Here is a 24,037-nt window from a genome sequence, read left to right on the forward strand (position 1 = left end):
AGGCGACGCGCGTCGCAGGGTTTCGCTCGGCCGCCACAGCGCGGTGGCCGCCGAGGTGGCTATGATCGGGTGATTCTAGCGGTGCGCCCCGTCCGGGGTACGCGCCCGGCTCCACACCCCGCCATGACGCACGCCGACGAACTCAAGAGCAGTGGCCTGAAGGCCACGCTGCCGCGCATCCGCATCCTCGAAGTCTTCCAGACCTCGACGCTGCGGCACATGACGGCCGAGGACGTCTTCAAGGCCCTGCTGGCCGAGGGGTCCGACATCGGCCTGGCCACCGTCTACCGGGTGCTGATGCAGTTCGAGCAGGCGGGCATCCTGGCGCGCAGCCATTTCGAGTCGGGCAAGTCGGTGTTCGAGCTCAACGAGGGCCAGCACCACGACCACCTGGTCTGCATGACCTGCGGCCGCGTGGAGGAGTTCTACGACCCCGAGATCGAGGCGCGCCAGCGCGACATCGCTGCGCGCAACGGCTTCCAGCTGCAGGAGCATGCGCTGTCGCTGTACGCGGTGTGCACGCGCGAGCACTGCGAGCACCGCCCGGCGGTCAAGAATCCCGGTTCTGGTCCATTGCCGCCTGGTGGCGGGCGATGAATTCCTGGTAGGTGTCGATGCCGCGCAGCTGCAGGATGGTGTTGCGCACCGCGGCCTCCACCAGCACCGCCAGGTTGCGGCCGGCGTCCACCGCGATCACCACCTTGCGCACCGGCACGCCCAGCACCTCTTCGTAGAGGGGTTCGTAGGGCAGGCGTTCGAACTCGCGGTCCATCGTCTCCTTGCGCACCAGGTGGACGATCAGCTTGACGCGCATCTTGCGGCGCACGGCCGTCTCGCCGAAGATGGCCTTGATGTCGAGCAGGCCGATGCCGCGCACCTCCAGCAGGTTCAGCAGCAGCTCGGGGCAGCGGCCCTCCAGGGTGTTCTGCGCCACGCGGTAGATATCGACCGCGTCATCGGCCACCAGGCCGTGGCCGCGCGAGATCAGCTCCAGGCCCAGCTCGCTCTTACCCAGGCCGGATTCGCCGGTCAGCAGCACGCCCACGCCCAGGATGTCCATGAAGACCCCGTGGCGCGTGGTGCGCTCGGCCATCAGCTGGCTGAGGTAAGCGCGGACCACGTCGATCACATGACCGGCGGAGTGCTGGGTGGTGAACAGCGGGATCTCGGCGCGGTCGCACATGGCCACCAGCCGATCGGGCGCGCGTTCGCCATCGGCGACGATGATGACCGGCGGCTCCAGCGTGACGATGCGCTGGATGCGGCGCTCCTGCACCTCGGGGGCGGCGGCGGTCTCGGACAGGTAGGCCACCTCGCGGCGCCCCACCAGCTGCACCCGGTAGGGGTGGATGTAGTTCAGGTAGCCGACCAGGTCGGCGGCGGAGCGCGCATCGCGCACCGCGGATTCATCAAAGCGCCGCTCGGGATGGGCGTGGCCGGCGATCCACTCCCACTTCAGGGCCGGCTGGTGCTCCTCGAAGAGCGCCTCGGCGCTGATGGAGATGGGTTTCACGCAGCAGCGGGGCTCAGGCCACCGACTTCAGCGGCTCCCAGCCGGCGATCAGGCGGTGCACCTCGGCCGGATCGGCTTCGGTCTTGAGCTTCTCGCGCAGGTCGCGGTCGGACAGCAGCTCGGCGATCTCGGAGAGGATTTCCAGGTGGCGCTGGGTGGCCGCCTCAGGCACCAGCAGAAAGATCAGCAGGCTGACCGGCTCGTCATCGGGGGCATCAAAGGCGATCGGCTGTTGCACGCGCAGCACCGCCGCCAGCGGATTCTTCAGACCCTTGATGCGGCCGTGCGGCACCGCCACCCCGTGACCCAGACCGGTGGAGCCCAGGCGCTCGCGGGCGAACAGGTTGTCGGTCACCGTGGCGCGGGCGATGGCGTGCTGGTTCTCGAACAGCAGACCCGCGTGCTCGAACACGCGCTTCTTGCTGGTGGCGTCCACGCCCACGGCCACATTGGCAACAGGCAGGATGGCGGCGAGGCGGTTCATGGCGGCGGTGTCAGAGGACGTTCGTGGGCGCCGGGCGCATGCGTCGGCGGGCGGACAAAAGGCTGCGGATTATAGGAATCGACAGTTCACGATGGGAACTTGAACGGCCCCTGGCCGCGCTGGGTTGACCCGGTGATGCTGCGTTGCAGCAACATCGTGCCGACAATCGCCCCAAAAGACAAGGCGGCCCGGGGGCCGCCTTCCTGATCAGCCACGCAGGCCGTGGCAGGTGTCACGGCGCCGGCACTTCCTGGCGCTTGGGCGAAGCGTGGTGGTGGTCCTGGATGCGGTCCTTGTGGCGGCCGACCTGGCGGTCGAGCTTGTCCATCAGCTGGTCGATCGCGGCATAGAGGTCCTCGTGAAACTGCTCGACGAAGATGTCCCTGCCCTTGACGTGGAGAGTGACCTCGGCCTTCTGGCGTCGTTCCTTCTCCTTGTTCTTCTCGACCGTGAGCAACACGCTCACGTCCACCACCTGGTCAAAGTGCCGCGTGACGCGCTCTAGCTTAGTGAGTACGTACTCACGGAGCGCAGGAGTCACTTCAAGGTGATGGCCGCTGATCGTCAGATTCATCGGGGCGTCCTTTCTCGGGAGGTTGCGCATCGCAGCCCCGGGAGGCTGCAGCCCGCGGCCGGCGGATGAGGCCGCCGCGTCCGACCCAGTGTGCTCCGCAGGGGGGGCTTTGACAAGGATGGTGGTGCGCGAAAGTGGCGGGTAGACTGGTCAGTTGTCACCGCTTTGACCTGATGCGGCGCGCAGCGGGGGCCAGGCCCTCAAGTGGGCGCGCCAGCGGCCGATAGGCCAGTGGCCGGGCCGAGTGCGTGCCCGGGCCGTGCCCACGCCAGCCGCCCGCCATGACCGCCACCCTCCACCTGCCTGCCGCGGATGCGGACGCCGCCGACTTTGGCCGCCAGCTGGGCTCGCTGCGCCACCAGCTGCAGCTGGCCCGCCTGACCCCCGACACCCATCGCCAGACCCGGCAACTGGCCGCGCTGGACGCCGGCCTGCGGGTGCTGACGGCCCGCGCTGATCTGCAGCGCCTGCCGCACGAGCTGCAGCCGCTGCCCACCGAGCGCCTGGAGCCCTGGCCGCTGCTGCAGCAGGCCTGGCAGGAGCTGGCCCCGATGGCCGCGCTGCTGGGCGTGCAGGCGCAGTTCCGGCCGCACGCCGACCCCCGCGCACTGGGCGCCCTCTATGGCAGTGGCCGCTGGCTGCGTCGTCTGTTGAGCGAGTGCATAGAATCGGCCATGGTCAATGCCCCAGGCCGCCCGATCGAGATGGAGCACCGCCCCGTCGGCTCGCACACCCAGATCGTGCTGCTGGGCACACGCGCCTTCACCACCGACCACGACGGTCCCGCCCGCGCGCTGGCTGAGGCGATCGCCCGGGCCCACGGCGGTGATCTGCGCATCGAGCAGGACGAGGACACGCGCGACCTGATCGTCGAGTTGCCCACCGGCGCGCCCTTCCATGCCGGCGAGTCCAGCGCGCAGCTGCAGGCCGCGCGCTTCGCCCAGGACCTGGCCGCCCTGCAGGAACGCGCCCGGCGCCGCGCCGGCGCTCCCCTTGGAGACGAGCGATGAAACGAGTACTGATCGTTGAGGACCAGGCGGACATCCGCAAGCTGATCCGCATGACGCTCGAGTTTGAAAACTACGAGATCCACGAGGCCGCCGACGGCTCCTTCGGCCTGCGCATGGCCCAGGCCATCAAGCCCGATATCCTGCTGCTCGACGTGATGATGCCCGGCGAGATCGATGGCCTGCAGGTCTGCCAGCGCATCAAGAGCGACCCCGAGATGGCCGGCTCCAAGGTGGTGCTGCTGACCGCCCGCGGCCAGCAGAAGGACCGCGAGGCCGGCGAGCAGGCCGGCGCCGACGAATACCTGGTCAAGCCCTTCAGCCCCTTGCAGCTGATCGAGACGATCGAGCGCCTGCTGGGCGCCGATGCGGCCTGATTCGCGGCCCAAACTGCACCATAATCGCGCCATCTTGATGACCGGAGCCACGCGCTTGGACACACCGCACCCTCGGTGACCGTCCGCTCCGCCTAGTCTCAGCCGATGAGCTAGAGGGCCCAGCGCCCGTGCGGACCCGGACGGTCTTCCCCCGCCCCGAACCGCACCCGGGCTGCGCGCCGCAGCCCCGTGACAGCTGGATGCCCCATGCTCAACGTCTTCACGCTGGATAAAGGCCGCCTGAGCGGCCGCCTGCTGCAGGAAGAGATCGACTCCGCCGCCGACCTGGCCCAGGTCCAGCCGGTGTGGGTCGACCTGGAAGCCCCCACCGCCGAGGAGATCGGCTGGATCGCCGGCCGCTTCGGCCTGCAGATCCCCAACAACATCGTCGACGACGACCTGGAAGAGTCCGCCCGCTTCTACGAGGAGGACAACGGCGAGCTGCACATCCGCTCGGACTTCCTGATCGACGACGACGTCACGCCGCGCAACGTGCGGGTGGCCTTCATCCTGTTCAACGGCATCCTGTTCTCGGTGCACGAAGAGGACCTGCCGGTGTTTCGCCTGCTGCGCCTGCGCGCCCGGCGCAACCCGGCGCTGATCGAGGACGCCAAGGACGTGCTGCTCAAGCTCTACGACGCCGACGCCGAGTACTCGGCCGATGCGCTCGAGGGCATCTACGACGCGCTGGAGTCGGTCTCGGCGCGCGTGCTCAAGCAGGACGTGGACGACCGCGCCGCCGGCGAGGCGCTGGCCGCCATTGCCAAGGAAGAGGACCTGAACGGCCGCATCCGCCGCAATGTGATGGACACCCGCCGCGCGGTGAGCTTCATGATGCGCAGCCGCATGCTCAATGCCGAGCAGTTCGAGGAGGCGCGGCAGATCCTGCGCGACATCGACAGTCTGGACAGCCACACCGCCTTCCTGTTCGACAAGATCAACTTCCTGATGGACGCCACCGTCGGCTTCATCAACATCAACCAGAACAAGATCATCAAGATCTTCTCGGTGGCCAGCGTGGCGCTGCTGCCGCCCACGCTGATCGCCAGCGTGTACGGCATGAACTTCCGCCACATGCCCGAGCTGGACCAGACCTGGGGCTATCCCTTCGCGCTGGCGCTGATGGCGGCCTCGGTAGCGGCGCCGCTGTACTACTTCCGGCGCAAGGGCTACATGCGCTGACAGCTTCGGCCGGATGCGACACGTTTGTTGCATCCGGTGCCATCAGGTCGGCCGGGTTGTGGCCGACAAAGCAGGGCATGAAGACCGCCGCCCTGCCCCGCCTGCGCCGCGCCGTCTGCCGCGCCGCACTCGTCCTGGCCCCGCTCGCGTCCACCGGCGCGGCCTGGGCCCAGTTCAGCCATGTGCCGCTGCCGCTGCCGCGTGCCGATGCCCCTGTATCGGGGGCCGCGGACGAGCGGAGCTACCGGCGCGACGCCGCCCGGATGGTCTACGAGGCCTTCCCGACGCATGTGTTCAAGGGCCAGTTGCCGGCGCTGATGCACGCGATCGCCATCACCGAGACCGACATCGACGACGACGGCCGCATCCGCGCGGTGCGCCTGGTACGTGAGCCGGCTGCGGCCAAGGAAGTGGGACCCTGGGTGGTGGGCCTGATCCGGCGGCTCGAGCGCCTGCCGGCGCCCGGTCAGCTGCGTGGCCACACCTGGACCGAGGTCTGGTTGGTCGACCGCTCAGGCCGCTTCCAGGCCGACTCGCTCAGCGAGGGCCAGCGCTACGGACGCTGAGGATGGCTGGCTCTGCGGGCGGCAGAGCAAAAGAAATGAGCCGCGCAGCAACCCGGGGCACCAACGAGAGGGAGGAGGAGAGTGCACCCCGGGCGATCACTCCCCGAGAGGAAGCGGCCGCGCGGCTCCAAGAAGACGGCCCCGGGCCCCACGACCCGAGACCGGGGTGGGCGCTCCGAAGAGCGCCGCAACCCAACCCACGCGGTGTCTGACAGGGCCCCTGAAAAAAAGTTCCGCACCCGGTGTGTGATGGCTTGTAAACCTCAGCGGGCGCGCATCGCGGCCAGTTGCGCCTCCTGGCAGGCCTTGCGGTCGGCATTCACCCGCTGCACGCTGGGCCGATCAGCCAGCGCCTTGGTGTAGGCCTTCCAATCGATCCCACCGGCCGCCAGCAGGTCCTCGCCCAGCACGGCCTTGGTGGCCATGGCCACCAGCGGCAGGCTGACATAGGCCGCGCAATCGGCGCTGGTGAAGGTGTCACCCGCCACGAAGGGGCTGAACTTGGCCAGGCGCTGGAAGCCGGCAATGTGGCGCGTCAGGCGCTTGCGCACGCTGGCCTGCACCGCCTCGCTGACCGTGCCGCCGAAAAAGGCCTGCGGGTACAGCTCGCGCACCACCAGCTCCAGGTGCAGGTCGATGAAAGTGGTCAGCTCGCGCACCTTGGCGCGCTCCCAGGCGTCGCGCGGCATCAACGGGATCTGCGGGTAGCTGTCCTCCAGGTACTGGACGATGGCTTCGCTCTCGCACAAGGTGCCGTGCTCGGTGCGGATGTAGGGGATCTTGGCCAGCGGCGAGGCCGACAGCACCGACTCCTCGCGCGAACCGGTGGCGACCAACTCCTCGTCGAAGGCAATGCGCTTTTCCAGCAGCACCAGCTTGACCTTGTTGTAGTAGTTGGACAGGGCCATGCCGCACAGCGTGATCATCGGAATCTCCTCAGGGTGAAGACAGCAGTCTAGGACGGTCCGCCGCGGACGGACTGCCGCCGCCGTGACAGGGCAAACCCCGGGTGGCTCAGCGCCGCGGCCGGCTGACCAGCCAGATGCCGGTGGACACCGCCGCCACCGCCACCAGCAAGCGCCCGGTCAGCGGCTCGGCCAGCAGCCAGGCGCCAAAGACCAGGCCGAAGATCGGCGTCAGCAGCGTGAAGGCGGTGACCTGGGTGGCCGCGTAGTGGCGCACCAGCCAGAACCACAGCAGGTAGCTGGCGAAGGTGACGATGACGATCTGGAAGGCCAGCAGGCCCCAGGCGGTGGGCGCTGCGGCGCGCGGCCAGGCCTCGCCGGCCAGCGTGCTGGCCGCCAGCAGCAGCACGGCCGAGACGGCCAACTGGTACATCAGCGTCTTCTCGGGTGGCGCGGTCGACAGCCGGCTGGCGCGGATCGCCAGCGTGGTGCTGCCCCACAGCAGCGCGGCCAGCACGCCCAGCGCATCGCCCCACCACTGCTGCGGCCCGGCGGCCGGGGCGCTGAAGCCCTCGGCAAAGGCCCACACCACGCCGGCAAAGGCGGCCACCAGCCCCGCCAGCTGCGCGCCTCGCAGGCGTTCGGCCGGCGCCACCAGCGGCATGCCCAGCGCCACCACGAAGGGCGAGAGGTAGATGAACACCGCCATGCGCGACGCAGTGGTGTACTGCAGGCCCACGAAGATGCAGCCGAACTCGGCGGCGAACAGGCCTCCGGCCAGCAGGCCGCCGCGCCAGGTGCCGTCGAAGGGGTTGAGGCTGATGCGCTGGCGCCGCGCCCAGGCCCACAGCAGCAGCGCCGCGCCCAAGGAGCGCAGGCCGGCCTGCAGCAGCGGCGGGATGTCGCGCACCGCCACCTTGGTGGCCACCTGGTTCAGGCCCCACAGCGCGGCGCAGCCCACCAGGCAGACCACCGCGAACGCGTCCAGCTGGGTGCGCCGGTCAGTCATGTCGTGTCCATCCGCAGATCAGCAGCGCCATCGCGGCGCCGGCCAGCGCACCGCTGGCATGGGCGCCGGGGGCCAGCGCAAAGTCCCAGCCCTCCACCGCCCGCGTGGCGCTGCGCCACGGCGCCTCGAGCAGCAGCTTGGCCAGCAGGCCGGCGGCCAGCCCGGCACCGATCGCCAGCTCGCGGGTGTCGCGGCTGCGCAGCAGGCGCCAGATCAGCACCGCCACGCCGGCATGCAGCACGCCGGAGAGGCCGCCGAAATGCAGCAGCGTCGGCTGCAACAGCAGGCCCAGCTGGGTCAGCGGCCAGGCCAGCGCCCAGGCCAGGGCCTCGCGCGGGCCGGCCCCGGCGCGCCAACCCAGCCAGGCCAGCAGCGCGGTGGCGCCCAGGTTCATCGCCAGGTGCGTGGGGCTCCAGTGCACCCCGGCGCCGGTCCAGGCACGCCAGGGCTGGCTGGCGGCCAGGGCCGGCTGCCAATCCCAGCGCGCGCTGTCGGCGCCCCACAGCGCGCCGGCCAGCACGGCCAGCGCCAGGGCCACCGCCGGCCAGGCCCAGCGCGTCACGCCGGACCGCCGAACACCGCCTGCCACAGCGCCTGGATCGCGGCGCGCTGCGGCGCCAGCTCATCGGGATCGAAATGCGTGGGCCGCTCGTCCAGGCGGGCACGGTGCTGGGCGCGGCGCAGCTCGCGGTAGGCGTCGGCCGCCGCCGTGCCGACGCCAGCGGGCAGCAGGCCGGCGGCCTCGGCGCGTTGCAGCAGCGCGATGTTGCCGGCGTTGTCCAGCAGGCTGGGCTGGGCGGCGCCGTGGTGCAGCACCAGGTACTGCACGGCGAACTCGGCGTCCATCATGCCGCCGTCGCTGTGCTTGACATCAAAGCGGCCCTCGGCCACCGGGTGGGCCGAGCGCACCTTCTCGCGCATCGTCACCACCTCCTGGCGCAGCGCGGTGTTGTCGCGCTCGGCGGCGATCACCGCGCGCCGCGTGGCCTCGAAACGCTGCGCCAGCGCCGCCGGCCCGGTGACGAAACGCGCCCGCGTGATGGCCTGGTGCTCCCAGGTCCAGGCGGCGTTGCTGCCGCGGCCGATCTGGTAGTTCTCGAACGAGGTGATCGAGGTCACCAGCAGGCCCGAGTTGCCGTTGGGGCGCAGCGCGGTGTCGATGTCGAACAGCTCACCGGCCGCGGTCTGCAGCGTCAGCCAGGTGATCAGCTTGCGCACGAAGGCGGCGTAGACCATCTGCGCCTGGTCGGGGTCGGCCTCGTCGGCATCGTCGTACAGGAAGACCAGGTCCAGGTCGCTGCCATAGCCCAGCTCCAGCCCGCCCAGCTTGCCGTAGGCGATGACCGCGAACTGCGGCGTCTCGCGGTGGCGCTGGCGCAGGTGGGCCCAGGCCCAGCGGGCGGCGGTGTCGAGCACCGCGTCGGCCAGCGCCGAGAGGTCATCGGCCACCTGCTCCACCGTGATGCGCTGCTCGACATCGCGCACCAGCGTGCGGAAGACCTCGGCATGGTGGGCGCGGCGCAGCGTATCCAACAGTTCGCCCTCGTCGGCCTCGCCGGCGCGCACCCAGGCGGCGTGGCGCGCGTCCAGGTCAGCGACAAAGCCGGCACGCTCAAAGCGCTCGGCCATCTGGCGCTCGTCGGCCAGCTCGTCGATCACGCCGGGGTGGCGCATCAAAAAGCGCATCGGCCAGCGCGCCAGGCCCAGCAGGCGCAGCAGGCGCTTGTGTACCTCGGTGCGCTCCTGCAGCAGCGCCAGGTAGCTTTCGCGGCGCAGCAGCGGCTCCAGCCAGTCGACAAAGCGCAGCGCGGCGTCCAGGCTGCAGCCCTGATCGGCCACGTACTGCGCGGCGCGGCGCACCAGCACGCCCAGGCGCAGCCGGCCCTCGTCGCGCATGGCCTGCACCTTGGGGCCGCGGGCAAAGCCCTGGACGCGCTCGGCCAGTTCGGACGGCAACTTGTCCAGCAGGGCCTCGCTGTCGATCGGCAGCGGCGCGCCGCAGCTGCGGCAGCCGCCGCCGCCGGGGCGCGGCGCGTCGGGCGAGCGGCCGTCGTGCAGCAGCGCATCAAACTCGGTGGCCACCAGCTCGCGCACCTGGCCCAGGCGATCGAGCAGCTCGCAGGCATCGGCGTTGCACTGCAGCTGCATGCCGGCGGCGATCCAGCCCAGGTCGGCGTCGGTGGTGGGCAGCAGGTGGGTCTGCTGGTCGTCGAGGTACTGGATGCGGTGCTCGACGCGGCGCAGGAAGACGTAGGCCTCGGCCAGCGCGGCAGCGGTGTCGGCCTTCATCAGGCCGCCGGCCGCCAGCCGCGCCAGCGCGCTGCGGGTGGAGCGGGTGCGGATCTCGGGGAACTGGCCGCCGCGCGCCACCTGCAGCAGCTGGACGATGAACTCGATCTCGCGGATGCCGCCGCGCGAGAGCTTGACGTCATTGGCCCGCTCGGGCCGGCCGGCGGCGCGGCGCTGGGCCTCGTCGCGGATCTTGCGGTGCAGCTGGCGCAGGCCCTCGAAGACGCCGTAGTCAAGGTAGCGCCGGTAGACGAAGGGCGTGACCAGCTGGCGCAGCGGCAGCGCACGGCCGCTGGCCACGCTGGCACGCGGCGCCACCACGCGGCTCTTGAGCCAGGCAAAGCGCTCCCACTCGCGGCCCTGCACCAGGAAATACTCTTCCAGCATCGCCAGGCTGACCACCGGCGGGCCGGAGTTGCCGTTGGGCCGCAGCGCCAAATCCACCCGGAAGACGAAGCCGTCCTCGGTGACATCGCCGATCAGCGCATAGAGCTTCTTGGCCACGCCGGCGAAGTACTCGTGGGCGGTGATCTTCAGCGGCCCGGTGGTCTCGCCGTCATCCTCGTAGACGTAGATCAGGTCGATGTCGGACGAGACATTCAGCTCGCGCGCGCCGAGCTTGCCCATGCCGACGATCCAGAAGTCGATCACCCGGCCCTGCTCGTCCAGCGGCGGTCCGTGGCGCTCGTCCATCTCGGCGCGGGCCTGGGCCAGGGCCAGCTCCAGCGTGGCCTCGGCCAGGTGGGTCATCGGCAGCACCACGTCATCCAGCGCGGCGGCTTGCTCGACATCCAGCACCACCAGGCGCTCGATCACCAGCTGACGCGCCACCCGCAGCGCCGAGGCCAGCGGCCGGCCATCGGTCTGCAGGCGCCGCACCAGGGCCGTGATGGTGTCGACATGGGGGATGCCGGGCGGCAACAGCGAGCGCTCGGTGTCGTAGCGGCGGCGCACGCGCTGGACGAAGCGGCTGTGCTCGGCGGCGGCCGTGGGCAAGGGGGTCACAGCTTGTAAGGAACCCATCGGGCAGTCATGGGGTCTGTGCTAGATTGAAATGAGCAGGCCAGCGCGTCCGCCGGGCGTCTGGGCAGCGTACGCCGGGCGGTTGGAAGTGGTCTGGTGAGTTGATGTCAGCGTCCCCCTCCGTCCCGTCGCCGTCTGGTGTGCATGTCAGCCCCCCCGCCTGGAAGCGGTGGCTGGGCCGTGGCCTGCGTGTCCTACTGTACGCCGTGCTGGCGCTGTGGGGCGTGCTGCTGCTGGCGTGGCTGACTCTGCACTGGGGGATATTGCCGCGCATCGGCGACTGGCGGCCGCAGATCGAGCAGGCCGCCAGCCGCGCGCTGGGGTTGCCGGTGCGCATCGGCGCGCTGCAAGTGGCGTCCAACAGCTGGGTGCCGGTGCTGGAGCTGCGCGAGGTCGAGCTGCACGACGCGCGCGGCCAGCGCGCGCTGCGCCTGCCGCGGGTGGTGGCCGCGGTCTCGCCCAGCTCGCTGCTGACCTGGCAGCTGCGCCTGAGCCAGCTGCATCTGGACGGGCCGGAGGCCGTGGTGCGGCGCGACGCCCAGGGTCGCTGGCATGTCGCCGGCCAAGGCCTGGACGACGGGCCGGCGCTGCAGGGCGAGGCCGCCGCCGACTGGCTGTTCGAGCAGCCCGAGGTGGTCATCCAGCACGGCCGGCTGCAGCTGATCGACGAGCTGCGCGGCACACCACCGCTGGTGCTGGACCAACTCAGCGCCGTGCTGCGCAACGGCCTGCGCGACCACCAGTGGCGCATCGACGCCCTGCCCCCGGCCCACTGGGGCGAGCAGATCAGCCTGCGCGGGCGCTTCCAGCAGCCGCTGCTGGCCCGCGCCGGTGACTGGAAACGCTGGAGCGGCACGCTCTACGCCCAGGGGCCGCGCATCGAGGGCGCGGTGGTGCTGGCCGACCTGCGCGTGCCGCTGGCGCTGCAGGGCGGCTCGGGCCACTGGCGGGCCTGGCTGGAGGCCCGCCAGGGCCAGTGGCAGCAGGCCACGCTGGACGTGGCACTGGGCGCCACCTCGGTGCCGCTGCAGGCCCAAGGCGCGCCGCTGGCGCTGGCCCGCCTGGAGACCCGGCTGCAGCTGGAACACCGCGACGACGGCTGGCGCCTGGGGCTGGAGGGCCTGCGCTTTGACACCGCCGACGGTCTGCACTGGCCCGCCAGCCGCCTGGCCCTGCACTGGCGGCCCCGCAGCGGCCAACCCGACCTGGCCAGCCTCGACCTGGGCACCCCCGGCGCCGGCGAGCTCGACGGCGACCGCCTCGATCTGGGCGCGCTGGCCACGCTGGCCGAGCACCTGCCGCTGTCCGCCGCCTGGCGCCAGAGCCTGGCCGAGCTGGAGCCGCGCGGCCAGGTGCTGGGCCTGCAGGCGCGCTGGAGCGGCCCGCTGCAGCAACCCGAGCATTACCGCGTCAAGGCGCGGCTGACCGACCTGGCGATCGCCTCGCGCGCCTCGCCCGAGGCCGGCGGCGTGGGCCGACCCGGCTGGCGCGGCGTCGGCCTGACCCTGGATGCCGACGAGCGTGGCGGCCAGGCCCAGCTGAACCTGCGCCAGGGCGCGCTGCTGCTGCCGGGCATCTTCGAGGACCCGTCGCTGGCGCTGGACGAGTTCGACGCCCGGCTGGTCTGGAGCGTGCAGCCGCGGCGCCAGGGCGGGCCGCCTCAGATCGAGCTGCGCGTGCAGGACGGCCGCTTCGCCAACGCCGATGCGCGCGGCGAGCTGCAGCTGCGCTGGCGCACCGGCGACGGCGCAGCCGGCACCCCGGGCCGCGGCCAGCGCTACCCGGGCACGCTGGAGCTCAGCGGCCAGCTGGTGCAGGCGCGCGCCGCCGCGGTGGCGCGCTACCTGCCACTGGGGGTGGCGGCGTCGGCTCGGCGCTATGTCGAGGCGGCCGTGCGCGAGGGCGCGGTGCCGCGCGCCAGCTTCCGCGTGCGCGGCGACCTGTGGGACTTCCCCTTCGCCGGCCGCAGCGACGGCGAATTCCACGTCGCCGCCCAGGTCGAGCGCGCGGTGCTGGACTACGCGCCCGCCGCGCTGGTCGGGCCCGGCCCGGGCTGGCCGGCTTTCACCGACGTGGCCGGCGAGCTGGTGTTCGATCGTGGCTCGATGGCCATCCGCCGCGCCAAGGCGCGGCTGTGGGGCGTGGCGCTGCACGACGTGAATGGCCGCATCGACGACCTGATCGAGCGGCCGCGCCTGCGCATCGACGGCGCCGGCCGCGGCCCGCTGACCGATGCGCTGCGCTTTGTCGACGCCTCGCCGGTGGCCGGCTGGACCCGCCACGCGCTGGGCCAGGCGGTGGGCAGCGGTGCGGCCGACCTGACGCTGGCGCTGGACATCCCGCTGGACGACGCCAGCCGCGCCAGCGTCCAGGGCAGCGTGCTGCTGGGCGGCAACGACGTGCGGCTGCGGCGCGACCTGCCGCTGCTGCGCCAGGCGCGCGCGCGCATCGACTTCAGCGACAGCGGTTTCTCGATCAGCGGTGGCCAGGCCCAGGCGCTGGGCGGCGAGGCCCGCTTTGAAGCCGCCAGCCAGCCCGACGGCCGCGTGCAGGTCAAGGTGCAGGGCCAGGCCAGCGCCGAGGGCCTGCGCCAGGCCAGCGAGCTGGGCGCGCTGGCCCGCCTGGGCCAGTTGGCCAGCGGCAGCACGCCCTACCAGCTGCAGCTGGGTTTCACCGGTGAGCGCACCGAGGCGCTGTTCACCAGCCCCTTGAGCGGCCTGGCGATCGAGCTGCCGGCGCCACTGCGCAAGCCGGCCGCCGAGAGCTGGCCGCTGCGCGTGCAGCTGAGCCCGCTGGACAACCGCGGTGGCCCGCCGCGCGAGACGCTGCGCGTCGACCTGGGCCCGGTGCTGCACGCCGAGTACCAGCGCGAGCTGGCGGCCGATGGCGCGCGCGTGCTGCGCGGCAGCCTGGGCCTGGGCGAGGCCGCGCCGCCGCTGCCCGCCAGCGGCGTGCTGGCCAGCCTGAAACTGGGCCGCGTGGATGCCGACGAATGGTGGGCCTGGGCCCGCACCCAGGCCGGCGAGGCCGGCGTCGGTGGCGCCGCCAGCGGCCTGCTGCCCACCGAGCTGCGCGCCAGCGCGCAGGCCTTGCACAACGCCGCACTGCCGCTCAGCCAGGTGCAGCTGTCGGGCAGCCGCCGGCCCACCGACGGCCCCTGGCAGTGGCGCCTGCAGTCCGACCAGGCGCAGGGCCAGCTCGAGTGGCGCGCCGGCACACCCGCGCTGCCCGGCGGCCAGATCGTCGCTCGCCTGAACCGGCTGGCGGTGCCCGACAGCCCCGCGGCCGAGGCCCGCCCGGGCCCGGCCCCCGAGCCGGTGCGCAGCGCTGGTGGCCTGCCGGCGCTGGACCTGACCGTGGCCGAGCTGGACTGGAAGGGCAAGCGCCTGGGCCGGCTGGAGCTGGAGAGCCCGGCCACCGCACCCGACGCGCGCGAGTGGCCGATCACCCGGCTGCTGCTGCAGCGGCCCGAGGCGCGCCTGCAGGCCCAGGGCCGCTGGAGCGCCCAGCCCCAACCCGGCACGCGCCTGGACCTGACGCTGCAACTGGCCGACAGCGGCGCACTGCTCGAGCAATGGGGCCTGGGCCGTGTGCTCAAGGGCGGCAAGGGCGAGATCAGCGGCCAGCTGCGCTGGCCCGGCGGCCCGATGGAGCCACCGGGTGCGCTGCTCAGCGGCGAGCTGAAGCTGGCGCTGGGCGAGGGCCAGATCCTCAAGGTCGAGCCCGGCGCCGGCCGGCTGCTGGGCATCCTCAGCCTGCAGTCGCTGCCGCGCCGGCTGACGCTGGACTTCCGCGACATCTTCCAGGAGGGCTTCTCCTTCGACGACATCAGCGGCGACATCCGCCTGGCCGACGGCGTGGCACGCACCAGCAACCTGCGCCTGCGCGGCCTGCAGGCCGCGGTGCTGGTGGAGGGCAGCGCCGACATGCGCAAGGAAACCCAGGACCTGCACATGCTGGTGGTGCCCGAGCTCAATGCCGGTGCCGCGTCACTGGCCTATGCGGCGGTGAACCCGGCGATCGCACTGGGCACCTTCATCGCCCAGTACCTGCTGCGCGAGCCGCTGCAGCAGGCCGGCACGCGCGAGTTCCGGGTGCGCGGCAGCTGGGACCAGCCGCAGGTCGAGGCCATCGAGCGCGCGGCCGCAGCCGCATCCGCCCCGGGCCAGACGGCCCAGCGCTGAGGACTATGCTTGCGGTCATGAAGATCGCCGCGCTGCAGACCGTTGCCACGCCCGACGTGGCCCGCAACCTCGCCACCGCCGAGCGGCTGCTGGCCGACGCCGCCGCCCAGGGCGTGCGCCTGGCCGCGCTGCCCGAGTACTTTTGCCTGATGGGCCGGCGCGACGAGGACAAGCTGGCCATCGCCGAAGACGACGGCGCCGGCCCGATCCAGGACTTCCTGGCCGCGCAGGCGCGCCGCCACGGCCTGTGGATCATCGGCGGCACGCTGCCGATCAAGGCAGCCACGCCGGGCCGCGTGCGCAACGCCTGCTGCGCCTGGAACCCGTTGGGTGAGCGCGTGGCGCGCTACGACAAGATCCACCTGTTCGCCTTCGACAACGGCGGCGAGCGCTACGACGAGGCCCGCGTGCTGGAGGCCGGCGACACCCCCGTGGCCTTCGAGGCCGAGGGCTGGCGCATCGGCCTGTCGGTCTGCTATGACCTGCGCTTTCCCGAGCTCTACCGCGCGCTGATGCAGCCGCCCTGTGACCTGCTGGTGGTGCCGGCGGCCTTCACTCACACCACCGGCCAGGCGCACTGGGACCTGCTGCTGCGCGCCCGCGCGGTCGAGAACCAGTGCTTCGTGCTGGCCCCCGCCCAGGGCGGCCGCCACGAGAACGGCCGCCGCACCTGGGGCCACAGCCAGGTCATCGACCCCTGGGGCCAGGTGCTGGCCTGCCAGGACGAGGGCGAGGCGGTGGTGGCCGCCGAGGCCGAGCCCGCCGTGCGCGACCGCGTGCGTCAGCAGCTGCCGGCGCTGGCGCACCGGCGGCTGTGACGCGGCCCGCTCAGGGCTGGTCGATGCCGAAGCCGAAGAAGCGGGCCTTGGCGGGGTCGCTGCTTTCCCAGCCGAAGACGCTGAAGCCCAGGCCGGTGCCCAGCGCGTGGACCGCATTGAGGTTCACCGTCTGGCCGGTGCAGTTGGTGCCGGTGCCCTTCTCCCGGTAGGTCACGCCGGCGTGGCCCTGGTTGATGAACCAGGTCTGCTGCACGCAGCTGTCGAGCGAGCGGCGCACGAAGCTCTGGCTGACCGCATCCACCGACACCACCTCGCGGTGCTCGAAGTTCAGCGCGCTGGTCGTGCCCTGCGGGTTCTGCGACAGGCTCCAGTTGTTGGGCAGCGGGCCCACCGCCGGCAGTGTGCGAGCCAGCGCCGGCGTGGCGACATGGATCTGGTCCTGCCCCACCACCACAGCCACCAGGCCGTCCCGGTTCTTGAAGGCAAACAGGCGCTCGGTGTAGCTGCTGTCCTTGAAGGCCATGTCGAAGCCGCCCGCCGGGTTGGGCGTCAGGGTAGCGAACAGCTTGTCCGTCGGACCGCAGGCGCCGATGCCGCCGTCGCCACAGCCGGCCGAGCGCACGCGGCCGCGCCGGTCGATCGAGATCTGGCCGGCATCGGTGTGCATCAAGCCATCTTCCTGCTTGCCGGCGCCCAGGAAGTTGTGCAGCCCGACCAGGGCCTTCAGGTCGAGGGCCATCTCGGGCAGGCCCAGGGCCATGGCGCCGTTGGTCGCATCGCGCACCACCAGGATGCCGCTGCGCGACACCACCAACTGGACGTTGCCGCCGTCGCCGGAGTAGGCGCACTTCTCGGCCGCGGGGGTGAGCGTGAAGGTCCCGCCGGTGAAGTCGGTAAAGGTCAGGCTGGCAGCATCGAACTGCATGACGTGGTGGCGCCAGTCCGGGTCCGCCTCGCGGTGGTTGATCAGGCGGTAGTCACCGCTTTTGAGACTGGCACAGTTGGGTGCTGCATGGGCGCCCAGGCAGGCGCAGGCCAGCAGGCCGAGAATGGCGGGGCGGAAAAAACGGGACATCGGTACTCCACAGGTATCGGGCAATCTGGCCCGAGTCTATCCAGCCGGGGCAGTGACGGGCATCGTCCAGATGGGCGATGGCGCGGTCACCTTGCGCTGCAACAGGCTGGTGTCAGCCAGGGCTGACCACAATCAAGCTTCCGCCACCGCCGCGAGCGCCTCTGTGCCCAACGCCTTCAACTTCGGCATCTCGCCCTTTGACTGCCTCGGCAACGACGAGCGGCAGTTGGTGCGCGACCACCTGGACATTGCCTACTTCCGCGCCGGTGACACGGTGCTGGACCCGGCCACCGCGCCCACCCACCTGTTCATCGTGATCAAGGGCACGGTCGAGCAGCGCGACGGCGACGAGCTGGTCGATCGCTACGGCCCCGAGGACAGCTTTGATGGCCGCGCGCTGGTGGCCGGCAAGGTGTCCAGCCGCTTCGTCGCGGCCGAAGAGGTGCTGGCCTACCAGCTGGCGCGCCAGGCGGTGGCCGAGCTGATCTCGCGCAACGCCACCTTCGGCGCGCTGCTGTTTGCAGACCTGTCGAAGAAGCTCTCGGCGCTGTCGGCGCGCGGCAGCCAGCACGAGATGCAGTCGCTCAGCATGGCCCGCGTCGGCCAGGCCAGCGTGCGGCCGGTGCAGACGGTGGACGCCGGCACCGACATCGTCTCGGTGGTGCGCGTCTTCAGCGACAGCCGCACCGACCACGTGCTGGTGCGCGACACGCTGAGCACGCCGCCGCGCCTGGGCATCTTCACCACCACCGGCCTGCAGCGCGCCATCCTGCACGGCACGCCGCTGGACCAGCTGCCAGTGCGCGAGCTGGCCACCTTCAAGCTGGTCAGTGTCTCGCCCGACGACTACCTGTTCGACGCCCAGGCGGTGATGATCCGCCACAAGGTGCGCCGGGTGGTGGTGGCCCATCGCCACGAGTCCGGCGACGAGGCCGGCAGCGAGATCATCCTGGGCACACTGGACCAGCTCGACCTGCTGAGCTTCCTGTCCAACCACAGCTACCTGATCACCCGGCAGATCCTGGAAGCCACCGACCTGGACGGCCTGAAGACCGCCGCCGGCCAGATCAACGGCCTGATCAGCCTGCTCTACCGCGGCGGCACGCCGGTGGCACTGGTGGCGCGGGTGGTGCAGGAGCTCAATGCGCAGCTGTTCGAGCGCGCCTGGCGCCTGATCGCACCGGACGAGCTGGTCGACAACAGCTGCCTGTTCGTCATGGGCAGCGAGGGCCGCGGCGAGCAGTTGCTGAAGACCGACCAGGACAACGCGCTGATCCTGCGCGACGGCTACGCGCCGCCGGCGGACCTGGCGGACATCTGCCAGCGCTTTTCCGAGGCGCTGACCGACTTCGGCTACCCCGAATGCCCGGGCCGCATCATGCTGAGCAACCCCGAGTGGCGCCACTCGGCCAGCGAGTTCGGCCAGACCGTGCGCCGCTGGCTGGTGATGCCCACGCCCGAGAGCCTGATGGCACTGGCCATCTTCATCGACGCCCACGCCGTGTGTGGCGATGCCCACCTGCTCGAGGACGTGCGCGCCGAGGTCTTCAAGCTGGTCACCGACAACGACGCGCTGATGGCCCGCTTTGCCGCCGCGATCAACGCCTTCGAGTCCAGCCAGGGCTGGTGGAACCGCCTGCTGGCGCTGGGCGACGAGGACCAGCTGCTCGACCTGAAGAAGGCCGGCACCTTCCCGCTGGTGCACGGCGTGCGCGCGCTGGCGCTGGCCCACCGCATCCCGGCCACCGGCACCGTGGCGCGCATCGAGGCCCTGGCCGCCGACAGCCGCCTGCCGCCCGACCTGGCCACCAGCCTGGTCGACAGCCTGCACTTCTTCATGGGCCTGAAGCTCAAGACGGGGCTGGAGGCACTGGAGCGCGGCGAGCGCGCCGGCGGCATCCCGCTGAACCAGCTCAGCAGCCTGGACCGCGACCTGCTGAAGGACGCACTGGGCGTGGTCAAGCGCTTCCGCACCATGCTGCACCAGCGCTTCCGCCTGGACATGGTCTGACAGACATGGTGCCCCCACGCTTCCTGCCGGTCGCGCCTTGCAGGCCGCGACCGATCTTCCGATCGGTCTCCTCGACAGGCCTGGGCCGTCCACTGGACGCCCCAGGTCCGGCCTCAGCCCCCCAAGGGGGCTCTGGCAGCGGACCGGCGAAGCCGGATCCGCGCCAGCGGCTTGGTCATCTCTGCATTGCCACTCTGGTTCCATGAGTTCTGCACCAAGTAAGGCGCTGCCTCAGGCGCCGACGATCTGGAACCTGCCGTGGCTGAAGCTCAAGCGCGAGTGGATGCTCTACCACCTGGGCGACCAGCGTTTTCGCTTCATCTATGACGAGCCGCCACCCGACGAGTGGGTGTCGGTGGACTGCGAGACCACCGGCCTGAACCCAGCCAAGGACGACATCATCTCGATCGGCGCGGTGCGCATTGCCGGCAACCGCGTGATGACCAGCGAGAAGCTGCAGCTGCTGGTCAAGCCCAGCAAGGCGGTGTCGGCCGAGGCGATCAAGGTACACGGCCTGCGCGAGCAGGATGTGGCGCAAGGCCTGGACATTGACGACGCGATGCACCAGTTGCTGCGCTTCATCGGCCCGCGGCCGCTGGTGGGCTACTACCTGGAGTTTGACGCGGCGCTGATCAACCGCGCGATCTTCCCGATGCTGGGCGTGCGGCTGCCGCAAGCGCAGGTCGAGATCTCGGCGCTCTACTACGACTGGAAGCAGCGCACGCTGCCGCCGTACCAGCACGGCGCCAGCATCGACCTGCGCCTGGCGACGATGATGGCCGACCTGGACCTGCCCACTCGCCACGCGCACGACGCAGTGAACGACGCCATCATGGCCGCGCTGGCCTTTCTCAAGCTCAAGGCCCTGCTGCAGGCCGACTGAGCCCGGCGCGCGCTACAGTGCAGCGCATGTCGTCCCTGTCCCGCGCACGCTTCATCGGCCTGCTGCTGGCATGGGTCAGCGCCGCCCAGGGCCAGCAGTTGGACCGCTACCTGGCGCCGATCGACGAGCGCCGCCTGGACGATGGCCGACAGGCGGTGGCCTGGATCCGCCGGGCCGCCCACCCGATCGCCGAGCTCGCGCCGCTGGCCGCCCGCCTGGCCGAGGCCGAGGTCATCGGCCTTGGCGAGATCACCCACGGCAGCCAGGAGGACATGGCGCTGAAGGCCCAGCTGCTGCGCCTGCTGGTGGAGCGCCACGGCCTGCGCCTGATCGCGCTGGAAGCCAACCGCGCGGTGGGCCTGCGCCTGCAGCGCTTCATTGACGCCGGCAGCACCGAGACCGACGTGGCCGCGGCCCTGCGCGATTCGGGCATCTTCAGCGTCTACCGCTGCGAGGCCCTGGGCGCGCTGCTGCTGTGGCTGCGCGACTGGAACCGCGAGCACACGCCGGCCGTGCGCCTGGTGGGCATCGACGTGCAAGACCCCGGCCGCGACGCCCAGGCCGCGATGCAGGCGCTGCGCCGCCTGGACCCCGCCCGCGCCGCCGCGCTGGAGGCGCCGCTGGCCGAGCTGCTGGCCGAGCGCGTGCCGCATGTGTCGGTGCTGTTTCCCAACGCCCGGCGGCCACAGTGGCAGCGCTGGAGCAGCGCGGCCGCGGCACTGGAGAACGCGCTGCGCGACCGGCCCGATGCCGACGAGGCACAGGAGGCCGCCTGGTCACTGCGCATGGCGCTGCAGACCTTTGAGTTCGACGTGGGCACGGCCGGCGCCCCGGTGGACCTGCCGCCCGAGGCCTTCTCGCGCCGCGACACCGCCATGGCCGAGCGCCTGCTGCGCGCGCGCCGCGGCAACGAACGCGCCGCGCTGTGGGCCCACGACACCCATGTGGCCGCCAATGGCTACGACATGTTCTCGCCCTCCGCGCCCACCGTGGGCAAGGTGCTGCGCGAGCGGCTGGGCGCCGACGGCTATCTGGCGCTGAACTTCAGCTTCCGCCATGCCAGCTTCCATGCGCACGGCGTGGCCGCCGACGGCAGCGTGGACCTGCGCGGCGCGTTCAAGGTCTGGCGCATCACCGCCGGTCCGGGCGCGCTGGGCCATGCGCTGGCCAGCACCGGCCTGCACAGCTTCTGGGTCGACCTGCGCGAGCTGCCCGGCGAGCGCTGGGCGCTGGCGTTCCGTCAGGAGCCGTGGCGGCGCTTGGCTTTCGGTGACGGCGTCGCGCCCGAGCAGCTGGCCGCCGCCGATGTGGGCTGGCCGCTGGCCTGGGGCACCGATCTGCTGGTGCACCTGGACACGCTGACCCCCTCGCGCCTGTACGGCCCGGCTCAGCCGCCGGCCACGCCGGCCAGCAACCCCACCACGCCGGCCAGCACGAAGTAGGCGAGCGACACGCCCACCGCAATCAGCAGCACCCGGCCCCAGGCGCGGCGCACATAGGCGTTGCCATGGCGCGCGCGCACCAGGCGGACCTGCTCCAGGCCCGGGCCCAGGTACCAGGCCAGCAGGTACGCAAAGCCGGTGGCCGAGCTGACGCGGCCGGCGATCAGCTCATCGCGCCAGGTCAACTGCACCACCACGTAGAACACGCCGATCGCCAGGCCCACCAGCATCCAGCGCGCCGAGCGGCGCTGTCGGGCCGGGTCGCCCAGCGCGCGCCAGTTCAGCGCATGCAGCCAGGCGCCAAAGACCGGCGAAAACAGCAGGCTCCACAGCGCGGCAGCCTGCGGGTTCCACAGCGCTGGTGCGCTGCCGGGTACAGCAGAGGGTTCAAGCAGCTCGTCGCTCATGGCGGGACGCTCCATGAATAAAGCCGGGCGCGGGCCCGGCTTGTCGTGTCGGGGGGCGAGCCGCAGCCCGCCCCGGCCGGGTCGGTCAGTGGCCCGAGGCGCCAGCGGCACCCAGGCCGGTCTCCGAGCGCACCTGCTGCGCTTCGAAGTCGGCACGCTCCTTCTTGGCCTGGTCGCTGTTGTCCAGGATGGAGAACAGCCACACGCCAACGAAGCCGATGGTCATCGAGAACAGCGCGGGCGAGCTGTACTGGAACCAGGCCGAGCCCTTCGGGTAGCCCAGCGTGGCTTCCCACACCGCGGGCGAGACGACCGTCAGGCCGACCGAGGAGATCAGGCCCAGGAAGCCACCGATCACCGCGCCCTTGGTGGTGCAGCCCTTCCACAGCATGCTCAGGAAGAGCACCGGGAAGTTGGCCGACGCGGCGATCGCGAAGGCCAGCGCCACCATGAAGGCGATGTTCTGCTTCTCGAAGGCAATGCCCAGGGCCACCGCGACGACGCCCAGCGCCAGCGTGGTGATGCGCGAGACGCGCAGCTCGGCCGTGCTGTCGGCCTTGCCCTTCTTGAACACCGTGGCGTACAGGTCGTGCGACACCGCCGATGCGCCCGACAGCGTCAGGCCGGCCACCACCGCCAGGATGGTCGCGAAGGCCACCGCCGAGATGAAGCCGAAGAACACGTCGCCGCCCACCACCTTGGCCACCAGCACGGCCGCCATGTTGGCGCCACCGGCCTTGATCGTGCCCTTGGCCACGTCCGCGTACTCGGGGTTGGTCAGCACCAGGGTGATCGCGCCGAAGCCGATGATGAAGATCAGCACGTAGAAGTAGCCGATCCAGGTGGTCGCCCAGAACACGCTCTTGCGGGCTTCCTTGGCATCAGGCACCGTGAAGAAGCGCATCAGGATGTGCGGCAGGCCGGCGGTACCGAACATCAGCGCCATGCCGAAGCTGATCGCCGAGATCGGGTCCTTGATGAAGCCGCCCGGGCCCATGATGGCCAGGCCCACCTTGGCGGGGTCGATGGCTTCGGCCTTGGCCAGCGCGGCAGCCGCGCTGGCGGCCGCTTCCGGCGAAGACGCCGCCGAGGCCGCCGCAGCGAACTTGGCGATGTCGGCGCTCTTGCCGGCCGCGGCGATCGCGGTCTTCACTTCCACGCCCTTGGCGAACAGCGCTTCCGGCGAGAAGCCGAACTGCGCCATCACCATGAAGGCCATGAAGGTCACGCCGCACAGCAGCATGATGGCCTTGATGATCTGCACCCAGGTGGTGGCGGTCATGCCACCGAAGAGCACGTAGATCATCATCAGCGCACCGACCAGCACCACCGCGACCCAGTAGTCCAGGCCGAACAGCAGCTTGATCAGCGAGCCCGCGCCCACCATCTGCGCGATCAGGTAGAAGGCCACGACGACCAGCGTGCCCGAGGCCGCGAAGGCGCGGATGGGCGTCTGCTTGAAGCGGTAGCCGGCCACGTCGGCAAAGGTGAACTTGCCCAGGTTGCGCAGACGCTCGGCCATCAAGAAGGTGATGACGGGCCAGCCGACCAGGAAGCCGATGGAGTAGATCAGGCCGTCATAGCCCGAGGCCATCACGGCGGCGGAGATGCCCAGGAACGAGGCCGCCGACATGTAGTCGCCAGCGATCGCCAGACCGTTCTGGAAACCGGTGATGCCACCGCCGGCGGTGTAGAAGTCAGCGGCGGAGCGGGTCTTGGCGGCGGCCCACTTGGTGATCCACAGCGTGGCGGCCACGAAGATCGCGAACATCACGATCGCGGTCCAGTTGGTGGCCTGCTTGGTGGTCTGACCCAGGTCAGCGCCAGCGGCCAGCGCGGTGCCGGCCACAGCGGCCAGCGCGCCGAAGGCGGCGAGTTGCTTGAGGGCGCGCATCACTTCACCTCCTCTTCGAGGATCTGTTTGGTCAGCGCGTCGAACTCGCTGTTGGCACGGCGCACGTAGATGCCCGTGATCACGATGGTGAAGATGATCACGCCCATGCCCAGCGGCACGCCCAGCGTGGTCACGCCCGCGCCCAGCGGCGTGGCCAGGAAGGGCTTGTTGAACGCGATCAGCGCGATGTAGCCGTAGTACACGACCAGCATCAGGATGGCGAGCAGCCAGCCGAAGCTGTTGCGCTTGCTCTTGAGTTCCCGGTATTTCGGGTTGGCCTGGATGCGGGCCACGACAGGATCCGTCATGGGTCTCACTCCTTGGTAGTTGAAGGGCAGGCGCACCTGGCAGGGCACCGGATTGGCGGCAGTGTGGAATTCGTCCCTGACCCTCCGCTGACCCTGGGTATTGGTGCTTACCCCGTGTTTGTCGT

21 protein-coding genes are annotated in these 24,037 nt (G+C 71.0%); 10 read left to right on the plus strand and 11 right to left on the minus strand.

The window, feature by feature from the left end; all coding sequences use genetic code 11:
- Positions 1-123 precede the first annotated feature (123 nt).
- Entirely contained in the window at positions 124-597 is a 474-nt protein-coding gene (fur, locus tag KAK06_RS09015; protein ID WP_210801617.1) for a ferric iron uptake transcriptional regulator, read from the plus strand.
- On the opposite strand, the gene hprK is transcribed toward fur, so the two are convergent.
- The 3 genes from hprK to hpf all read right to left on the minus strand — a co-directional run bounded on the left by hprK (position 551) and on the right by hpf (position 2,571).
- Positions 551-1,513 carry an HPr(Ser) kinase/phosphatase gene (gene hprK, locus KAK06_RS09020; protein WP_210801618.1) on the minus strand — a complete coding sequence of 321 codons (963 nt, stop codon included), beginning with the start codon at positions 1,511-1,513 and terminating at the stop codon, positions 551-553. The genes fur and hprK overlap by 47 nt on opposite strands.
- 13 nt (positions 1,514-1,526) lie before the next feature.
- The gene (locus KAK06_RS09025; protein WP_210801619.1) at positions 1,527-1,997 is read right to left on the minus strand and encodes a PTS sugar transporter subunit IIA; all 471 of its coding nucleotides are present in this window, start codon (positions 1,995-1,997) and stop codon (positions 1,527-1,529) included.
- Positions 1,998-2,229: 232 nt separating this feature from the next.
- Positions 2,230-2,571 (minus strand): ribosome hibernation-promoting factor, HPF/YfiA family, encoded by a 342-nt coding sequence (gene hpf, locus KAK06_RS09030; RefSeq protein WP_210801620.1) that lies wholly within the window; start codon positions 2,569-2,571, stop codon positions 2,230-2,232.
- Between the two features lie 281 nt (positions 2,572-2,852).
- On the opposite strand from hpf, the gene KAK06_RS09035 reads away from it, so the two are divergent.
- From KAK06_RS09035 to KAK06_RS09050, 4 genes are all read left to right on the plus strand, one after another.
- Complete coding sequence (locus KAK06_RS09035; RefSeq protein ID WP_210801621.1) at positions 2,853-3,581, plus strand: ATP-binding protein; 729 nt, start codon at positions 2,853-2,855, stop codon at positions 3,579-3,581.
- Complete coding sequence (locus KAK06_RS09040; protein WP_210801622.1) at positions 3,578-3,955, plus strand: response regulator transcription factor; 378 nt, start codon at positions 3,578-3,580, stop codon at positions 3,953-3,955. Before KAK06_RS09035 ends, KAK06_RS09040 begins: the two co-directional genes overlap by 4 nt.
- Positions 3,956-4,162: 207 nt before the next feature.
- Complete coding sequence (gene corA / locus KAK06_RS09045) at positions 4,163-5,137, plus strand: magnesium/cobalt transporter CorA (RefSeq protein ID WP_210801623.1); 975 nt, start codon at positions 4,163-4,165, stop codon at positions 5,135-5,137.
- A gap of 77 nt (positions 5,138-5,214) precedes the next feature.
- A complete protein-coding gene (locus KAK06_RS09050) occupies positions 5,215-5,703 on the plus strand; it encodes a hypothetical protein (protein ID WP_210801624.1) in 489 nt (162 codons plus the stop codon).
- 263 nt (positions 5,704-5,966) lie between these two features.
- Here KAK06_RS09050 and KAK06_RS09055 read toward each other — a convergent pair whose 3' ends face one another.
- The 4 genes from KAK06_RS09055 to glnE all read right to left on the minus strand — a co-directional run bounded on the left by KAK06_RS09055 (position 5,967) and on the right by glnE (position 10,929).
- Positions 5,967-6,629 carry a glutathione S-transferase gene (locus tag KAK06_RS09055; RefSeq protein WP_210801625.1) on the minus strand — a complete coding sequence of 221 codons (663 nt, stop codon included), beginning with the start codon at positions 6,627-6,629 and terminating at the stop codon, positions 5,967-5,969.
- An 88-nt stretch (positions 6,630-6,717) separates the two neighbouring features.
- The gene (locus KAK06_RS09060) at positions 6,718-7,617 is read right to left on the minus strand and encodes a DMT family transporter (protein WP_210801626.1); all 900 of its coding nucleotides are present in this window, start codon (positions 7,615-7,617) and stop codon (positions 6,718-6,720) included.
- The gene (rrtA, locus tag KAK06_RS09065) at positions 7,610-8,179 is read right to left on the minus strand and encodes a rhombosortase (RefSeq protein ID WP_210801627.1); all 570 of its coding nucleotides are present in this window, start codon (positions 8,177-8,179) and stop codon (positions 7,610-7,612) included. The genes KAK06_RS09060 and rrtA overlap by 8 nt, the downstream gene beginning before the upstream one ends.
- On the minus strand, positions 8,176-10,929 hold the full coding sequence (glnE, locus tag KAK06_RS09070) for a bifunctional [glutamate--ammonia ligase]-adenylyl-L-tyrosine phosphorylase/[glutamate--ammonia-ligase] adenylyltransferase (protein WP_210801628.1): 2,754 nt from the start codon (positions 10,927-10,929) through the stop codon (positions 8,176-8,178). Before glnE ends, rrtA begins: the two co-directional genes overlap by 4 nt.
- 104 nt (positions 10,930-11,033) lie before the next feature.
- Here glnE and KAK06_RS09075 point away from each other — a divergent pair, with 104 nt between their 5' ends.
- Together KAK06_RS09075 and KAK06_RS09080 are read left to right on the plus strand one after the other, a co-directional pair.
- Entirely contained in the window at positions 11,034-15,113 is a 4,080-nt protein-coding gene (locus KAK06_RS09075) for a YhdP family protein (RefSeq protein ID WP_259373610.1), read from the plus strand.
- A 17-nt stretch (positions 15,114-15,130) separates the two neighbouring features.
- Entirely contained in the window at positions 15,131-15,931 is an 801-nt protein-coding gene (locus KAK06_RS09080) for a carbon-nitrogen hydrolase family protein (protein WP_210801630.1), read from the plus strand.
- A gap of 10 nt (positions 15,932-15,941) precedes the next feature.
- Here KAK06_RS09080 and KAK06_RS09085 read toward each other — a convergent pair whose 3' ends face one another.
- Entirely contained in the window at positions 15,942-16,967 is a 1,026-nt protein-coding gene (locus KAK06_RS09085; protein WP_210801631.1) for a hypothetical protein, read from the minus strand.
- Positions 16,968-17,130: 163 nt separating this feature from the next.
- Between KAK06_RS09085 and KAK06_RS09090 the strand changes: the two genes are divergently transcribed.
- The 3 genes from KAK06_RS09090 to KAK06_RS09100 all read left to right on the plus strand — a co-directional run bounded on the left by KAK06_RS09090 (position 17,131) and on the right by KAK06_RS09100 (position 21,303).
- Positions 17,131-18,978: a DUF294 nucleotidyltransferase-like domain-containing protein gene (locus KAK06_RS09090; protein ID WP_210801632.1), complete on the plus strand. Its 1,848-nt coding sequence runs from the start codon at positions 17,131-17,133 to the stop codon at positions 18,976-18,978.
- A gap of 202 nt (positions 18,979-19,180) precedes the next feature.
- On the plus strand, positions 19,181-19,861 hold the full coding sequence (locus tag KAK06_RS09095; RefSeq protein WP_210801633.1) for a 3'-5' exonuclease: 681 nt from the start codon (positions 19,181-19,183) through the stop codon (positions 19,859-19,861).
- 26 nt (positions 19,862-19,887) lie between these two features.
- Positions 19,888-21,303 (plus strand): erythromycin esterase family protein, encoded by a 1,416-nt coding sequence (locus KAK06_RS09100; protein ID WP_210801634.1) that lies wholly within the window; start codon positions 19,888-19,890, stop codon positions 21,301-21,303.
- On the opposite strand, the gene KAK06_RS09105 is transcribed toward KAK06_RS09100, so the two are convergent.
- The 3 genes from KAK06_RS09105 to KAK06_RS09115 all read right to left on the minus strand — a co-directional run bounded on the left by KAK06_RS09105 (position 21,249) and on the right by KAK06_RS09115 (position 23,912).
- Positions 21,249-21,710: a hypothetical protein gene (locus KAK06_RS09105; protein WP_210801635.1), complete on the minus strand. Its 462-nt coding sequence runs from the start codon at positions 21,708-21,710 to the stop codon at positions 21,249-21,251. The two genes, KAK06_RS09100 and KAK06_RS09105, sit on opposite strands and share 55 nt — an antisense overlap.
- An 85-nt stretch (positions 21,711-21,795) precedes the next feature.
- A complete protein-coding gene (locus KAK06_RS09110; protein ID WP_210801636.1) occupies positions 21,796-23,604 on the minus strand; it encodes a cation acetate symporter in 1,809 nt (602 codons plus the stop codon).
- Complete coding sequence (locus KAK06_RS09115; RefSeq protein ID WP_210801637.1) at positions 23,604-23,912, minus strand: DUF485 domain-containing protein; 309 nt, start codon at positions 23,910-23,912, stop codon at positions 23,604-23,606. Before KAK06_RS09115 ends, KAK06_RS09110 begins: the two co-directional genes overlap by 1 nt.
- Between the last annotated feature and the right edge of the window lie 125 nt (positions 23,913-24,037).

This window comes from Ideonella aquatica, assembly GCF_018069755.1.
GTDB lineage: Bacteria > Pseudomonadota > Gammaproteobacteria > Burkholderiales > Burkholderiaceae_C > Ideonella > Ideonella aquatica.